Here is a 5,901-nt window from a genome sequence, read left to right on the forward strand (position 1 = left end):
CCGCCCACCCACGGAGCCCTCCCGCAGGCTGCGCGCCCACGCCGTCCGGGCGTTGCTCGGGGTGATGGGGGCGCTGGGCATCGCGCCTCGGATGAACGAGCGCAGCGCGCGCATCGCACGCCGCTACGGCTATCCGGTGGAGGCGCTCGCGACGGAGCCCGAGCGCCTGCTCGCGCCTCGGCTGCCAGAGCTGGTCCTCGCCCCGCGTGAGTTCGCCGAGCCCGATGGCTACGTGGAGTCCCACTACATCTACGCGGGGCCGAGCATCGACCTGGACCGGGCCCCCATGGACTTCCCCTGGGAGCGGCTCGCCGCCGACAAGCCCCTCATCCTCTTCTCCCTGGGCAGTCAGGGCGCCTTCCGCCGAGCGCTGGAGCAGCAGGTGCTCGACACCGTGTTCGCGGCGGCGCGGGCGAGGCCCCAGTGGCAGTTCGTCTTCGCGGTGACGCCCGCCCACGACCCGAAGCCCTACGACGCGGAGCCCAACGTGGTGGCCGTCCACTCCGCGCCCCTGCTCCAGTTGCTGGAGCGCGCCACCGCGGTCGTCACGCACGGCGGCTTCAACACGGTGAAGGAGTGCATCTACTTCGGCGTGCCCATGGTCGTGGTGCCGTTCGTGTTCGACATGCCCGGCGTGGGGCGCGCGGTGGAGCACCGGGGGCTGGGCATCTCCTGCCCCGCGAAGACGCTGAAGTTGGAGCACCTGCTCGCATCGCTGGACTCGCTGGTGGGCGAGCCGCGGTGGCGCACGGCCCTGGCCGCCATGCGCGCGTGCTTCCATGAGAACGAGCGGAACAACTCGGCCGCGGACGCCCTCGAGCGCCTCCTCCAGGCGCCCGAGGCCCAGGGCGCGCGGCTCAGGCCGGGTTCTTCCGCACGGTGACCTGGAAGGCCTTGCGCACCACCTGGAGGTGCCTGGCCGCGGCGGAGAGGAACGCGTCGATGCCGAGGTCCGGGCGCGAGATGTCCTGGAAGTCCGCGAGCTGCGCGGCGGCCATGCCGTAGTCGTCGAAGGTCATCACCCCACCCGGCTTCAGCAGCCGCCAGCACAGCACGGCGTCCTCCAGGACGTCGTACGTCTCGTGCGAGCCGTCCACGTAGATGAAGTCATACACGGGCTCGGGAGGAAGCCGGCGCAGGGCGACATGGGACAGGCCCACCCGCTTCTCCACGCGCTCGCCCGCGCCGCTCGTGGCGATGTTCTCGTCGAACAAGCGCGCGGCATTCCCCTCGAACAGGTCCACGCAGGTGATGCGCGATGTCGGGTGCGTGAGCACGTTCTCCAGGAGCCAGATGGCGGAGCGTCCCTCGAAGCTGCCAATCTCCAGCACCCTCGCGCCAGGCTGCCCCATCAACGGCGAGAGCACCTCGCGCCACTCGGCTTCGCACTTGGACATCCAGTCCGTGGAGAAGCGGTAGCGGCCCACCTGCCGCAGCGCCGGGTTGCGCTCCATGTACCCGCGCGCCGCCGCCTTGACCTCCGGGGAGGCCCACTTGAAGTCCAGCAACCGCCCGAGCGCGGCGTGCACGGAGCTCCGCAGGTTGTCCACCGACGCGGCATGAGGCCCCAGCCGCGCCGCCGCCCCGTTCGTCAGCATCGCTCCCAGGGTCTCCACCTCCTGGAGCCACGCGAGGATGCCCGCGTTCGCGGCCGAGGGCTCCATCCGCAGGAAGCCCTGGAAGCGCATGGCCAGCGACGACACCTGTTGGGACAGCTCAACCCCGGGGTTCACGCGGGCCTGCCTTTCTTCAGAGGGAGGGGCACTCACGACACCCTGCCGGCGTCCGCGAGTGTCTTGGATGGTTCCATGCGGTATACCGCGAGGTCAAGGAATCGCGATTAATCACGGATGTAAACATTTCCTGATTATGTATAAACAGCCCTCGATGAAGCTCCTTCCATGAATGACACCCGCCTCCTGGTCAGCAGCATCATCCGAATCACCGAGCCCGGTGAGCGCAGCGGCTCCGTGCGACTGGTCAGCCTGAAGGAGCGGCGCGTCCTGGCGGACTGGCCCATTCCGGAGAGTCCCTTTCGCGCGTACGACCCGAACCCGCGCGGAGGGCTCAGGGGCGGTCGGGGCATCAGCGGCGACGGGGAGCGGCTCGTGGTGGCGGTGACGGATCGCCTCTTCGTCTTCAATCGCGAGTGGAGACAGGTGGGCGAGCTGAGCCATCCCCTCCTCGGCCAGGTGCATGACCTCCTGGTCGAACCGGATGGCGTCTGGGTGACGGCCAGCGCATCGGACATGGTGATGAAGCTGGGCTGGGACGGCGCCGTGCTGCGCGCGTGGAGCTGGCGGGAGGACCCCGCGCTGGCCCGGGAGCTGAAGCTGGCGGACGCGCTCGGCGGAGCGCTGAGCGACGATTACCGGGACCCGCGCCGGCTCCCCGCCTTCTTCGACTTCGTCCATGTGAATGGCGTGGCACGCTGCCCCGAGGGGCTGCTCGTGTCCTTCGGCTTCGTCCCGTCCCGGCTCTCACGACGCATCCAGGCGCTGACGGACCTTCCCGACGCGCTCCTGCGGCGGCTGGGGCGCGGGACGCGAAAGACGAAGGCCTCGAGCGCGTTCGACCTGCGCTTCCTGGCCTCGAGCTTCACGGCCTCCTCCTGGGTGGGCGTGCTGTTGCCAGACCAGGGGCCCGCGCGCGTCGTCGCCCGTCAGGACGGCATCCTGCGGCCCAACCACAACCTGCTGCGGCACCGGGACACGCTCGTCTACAACGACACCCACAACAACCAGGTCGTGCAGCAGGCGGTGGATGGGAGCTGGAAGCGGCAGGTGGCCATCCCCGGAGATCCACCCTTCGTCCGCGGTCTCGCGCCCCTGGGGGGAAACCGCTTCCTCGTGGGCAGCCAGCGGCCGGCCGCCCTGTACGACGTGGACTTCGATTCACCGCGCTGCGAGCGGCTGCTCGAGCTGGGCACCCATCGCCACGAGTGCGTCTACGGCATCCACGTCGTGCCGGACTGTTTCGGCGAGCCCCCGGAGGCGCTCTGGGCACCCTCGCCCCCGGCCAACGAGGCGCGGCCCCGGGACGAAGCGCGGGTCGCCTAGCACACCGCCGCGCGACGTGCTGTCCGGACACCTGCTTTTGACATGAGCGGGTGTTTCAGGTCCGGACGGACTCGTGGTCGAAGGAAGCATATTGCCGGTTTGACCACTTGAGCCATGTTTCCTTAGTCTACAAGGCTGACTTCAACCACCGTTATTCCAGGTCTCCCTTGTCATTCATGAACTACTCGTTTCGCGGCCCATTCTTGCGCTGCGTGCTCGCGACCCTCGCGATCTTCACCCTGGCCGCCTGTGGTGAAGACACGGTCCCGGAGCCGCCTCCCATCGCCGCGCCGGGCTACGAGGCCACGATCCGGCTCACCCGCCACGGGATTCCCCACATCACCGCCAGGGACCTGGGCAGCGCGGCCTTCGGCCAGGGCTATGCCTTTGCCCAGGAGCACGTCTGCGCCCTGGCGGATCAAGTCCTCAAGGTTCGCAGCGAGAGGGCCCGGTTCCTGGGCGCGGGCGCTGGCAATGCCAACGTGGCCAGTGACTTCGGCTACCTCGCGCTGGACGTCTACGGCCGCGCGCGGGAGGCGCTCCCCAGGTTGCCGGTGGACGTGAAGTCGATGATCGAGGGTTACGTCGCGGGCTACAACCGCTACCTCGAGGAGGTGGGCCCCGCCGGACTGCCCCCTGGCTGCGTCAACGCCGCGTGGGTGAGGCCCATCAGCGACGTGGACCTGATGGCCTACCACGTCAGCCTGGCGCTGCTCATGAGCAGCTACCAGTTCGTCGCCGCGGTCACCAATGCCCAGCCGCCCACGACCACGGGCGGCATGCGCATCACCGTGCCGTCACCGGAGGCCTTCAAGGAGCTGCGCGATCACGACACGGGGAGCAACGGCTGGGCCATTGGCGCCGATCGCTCACAACGGGGCCGCGGCATGCTCGTGGCCAACCCCCACTTTCCCTGGCAGGGCGAGCTGCGGCTCTGGGAGAGCCACCTCACCGTGCCGGGCGTGATGAACGTCTACGGCGCGAGCCTGCTGGGCGTGCCGGGGGTGCTCATCGGCTTCAACGATAACGTCGCCTGGACGCACACGGTGTCCGCCGGCCAGCGGATGACGCTGTACCGGCTGAAGCTCGTGCCCGGCGAGCCGACCCACTACCTGTATGACGGGCAGGAGCGGCAGATGACGGCGCGGGAACACACCATCCTCGTGCGCCTGCCGGAGGGCTCGCTCACCAACGTGAAGCGCACGCTCTACAGCAGCCACGTCGGCCCCATGCTCGCCATCCCCGGCGCCACGGACTGGACCTCCACGGTCGCCTTCACCTATCGCGACGCCAACCTGGAGAACTCCACGCTGCTGGCCCAGTTCCACGCGATGAACCGCGCGCGCAACCTCCAGGAGTTCAAGGAGGCCTTCGCCACCATCCAGGGCATCCCCTGGGTCAACACCCTGGCGGCGGACCGTGACGGCAACACCTGGTACGCGGACGCCGCGGCCACGCCCGACCTGAGCAGCGCGGCGATCGACGCCTGGCGCACGGCCAGCTCGGGCGCGGACCCGCAGGCGACCTTGTTCCTGCGCAACCTCAACCTCGTGCTGCTCGACGGCAGCACCTCCGTCAATGAGTGGGTGGCCACTCCCGGCGGACGCAGCCCGGGACTCATCCCTTTCGCCCGCGTGCCTCAGCTCGCGCGGCGTGACTTCGTCTTCAACGCCAACGACAGCTACTGGCTCACCAATCCGGCGGAGCCCCTGCCGGACCTGTCCCCCCTGCACGGTCCCACGCGCCGCAGCCAGCAGCCGCGCTCGCGCATGAACCTGGTGATGTTGACCGAGCAGACGGCGGAAGGGGCCTCCGGCGCGGATGGGAAGTTCACGCTCGACGAGCTCCAGGCCGCCATCCTCAGCAACCGCGGCCTCGTGGCGGAGATGCTGCGCCCCGGAGTCGTGGAGCGCTGCCAGGCCACGCCCACCGCGACCTACCAGGGCAGGAGCGTGGACCTCACCCGGGCCTGCGCCATCCTCGCCGCCTGGAACGGTCGCTTCGACGTGGACAGCGTGGGCGCGGTGCTCTGGCGCGAGTTCATCGGGACCTATCTGGTGAACCAGTTGCTGAACAAGGGCACGCTCTTCGACACGGCCTTCGACGTCAACGCGCCCTTCACCACGCCTGGCACCCTCACGCCCGCCCCCGCGCAGGGTGAGGACCCGATGCTCGTCAAGCTCGCGCAGGCGGTGACGCTGCTGACGTCCTCGAACATCTCCCTGGACGCGCCCCTGGGCAGCGTGCAGTTCACCCCGCGCCGCGGCCTGCGCATCCCCATCCACGGTGGCCACAACCGCGACGGCGTGGCGAACGTCGTCAACTACGGCACCATCCAGTCCACGCTCATCGACGTGCCGCCCGCGCGGGCCAGGCTGCTCAATGGCGAGACGGGCCTGACATCGGACGGCTACGTCATCACCTCCGGGTCCAGCTTCCTCATGGCCCTGGAGTTCACCGACACCGGCGTGCAGGCGCGGGCCTTGATGACCTACGGCCAGTCGTCCAATCCCGCCTCGCCCTACTACTCGGACCAGACGGAGCTCTTCTCCGGGAAGCAGTGGCGCGACATCCGCTTCACCGAGGAGCAGATCCTCGCGGACCCGGCCCTGGTGGTGCAGTCCGTGTCGGCCCCGTAACCCCTCTGTACCTCCACGGGCGGGGCGTCCCGCCCGGGAGCCTCGACAGGGCCTCCGGCTGCCCCCGGGGGCCCGTTCCTCACTTGCATGTCCTCCCGAGTGAAACCCGTCCTCCGGTCTCGGAGGACGAGCCATCACCCGTCGTGCTCGGCACCGCCCGCCCAGGCCCGCCAGGTGCCCGAGACACTGGAAACGTGAACTTC

4 protein-coding genes are annotated in these 5,901 nt (G+C 69.4%); 3 read left to right on the top strand and 1 reads right to left on the bottom strand.

The window, feature by feature from the left end; genetic code table 11:
* Positions 1–883: glycosyltransferase (locus HR086_RS03015; protein ID WP_305794044.1), on the top strand; the 883-nt coding region annotated here is incomplete at its 5' end.
* On the opposite strand, the gene HR086_RS03020 is transcribed toward HR086_RS03015, so the two are convergent.
* The gene (locus HR086_RS03020; RefSeq protein ID WP_373564252.1) at positions 858–1,733 is read right to left on the bottom strand and encodes a class I SAM-dependent methyltransferase; all 876 of its coding nucleotides are present in this window, start codon (positions 1,731–1,733) and stop codon (positions 858–860) included. The two genes, HR086_RS03015 and HR086_RS03020, sit on opposite strands and share 26 nt — an antisense overlap.
* Before the next feature lie 168 nt (positions 1,734–1,901).
* Between HR086_RS03020 and HR086_RS03025 the strand changes: the two genes are divergently transcribed.
* Both HR086_RS03025 and HR086_RS03030 read left to right on the top strand, forming a co-directional pair.
* A complete protein-coding gene (locus HR086_RS03025; RefSeq protein ID WP_174464812.1) occupies positions 1,902–3,059 on the top strand; it encodes a hypothetical protein in 1,158 nt (385 codons plus the stop codon).
* 176 nt (positions 3,060–3,235) lie between these two features.
* Positions 3,236–5,698: an acylase gene (locus HR086_RS03030; protein ID WP_174464813.1), complete on the top strand. Its 2,463-nt coding sequence runs from the start codon at positions 3,236–3,238 to the stop codon at positions 5,696–5,698.
* Positions 5,699–5,901: the final 203 nt, after the last annotated feature.

Source organism: Myxococcus sp. CA039A (genome assembly GCF_013336645.1).
Taxonomy (GTDB): domain Bacteria; phylum Myxococcota; class Myxococcia; order Myxococcales; family Myxococcaceae; genus Myxococcus; species Myxococcus llanfairpwllgwyngyllgogerychwyrndrobwllllantysiliogogogochensis.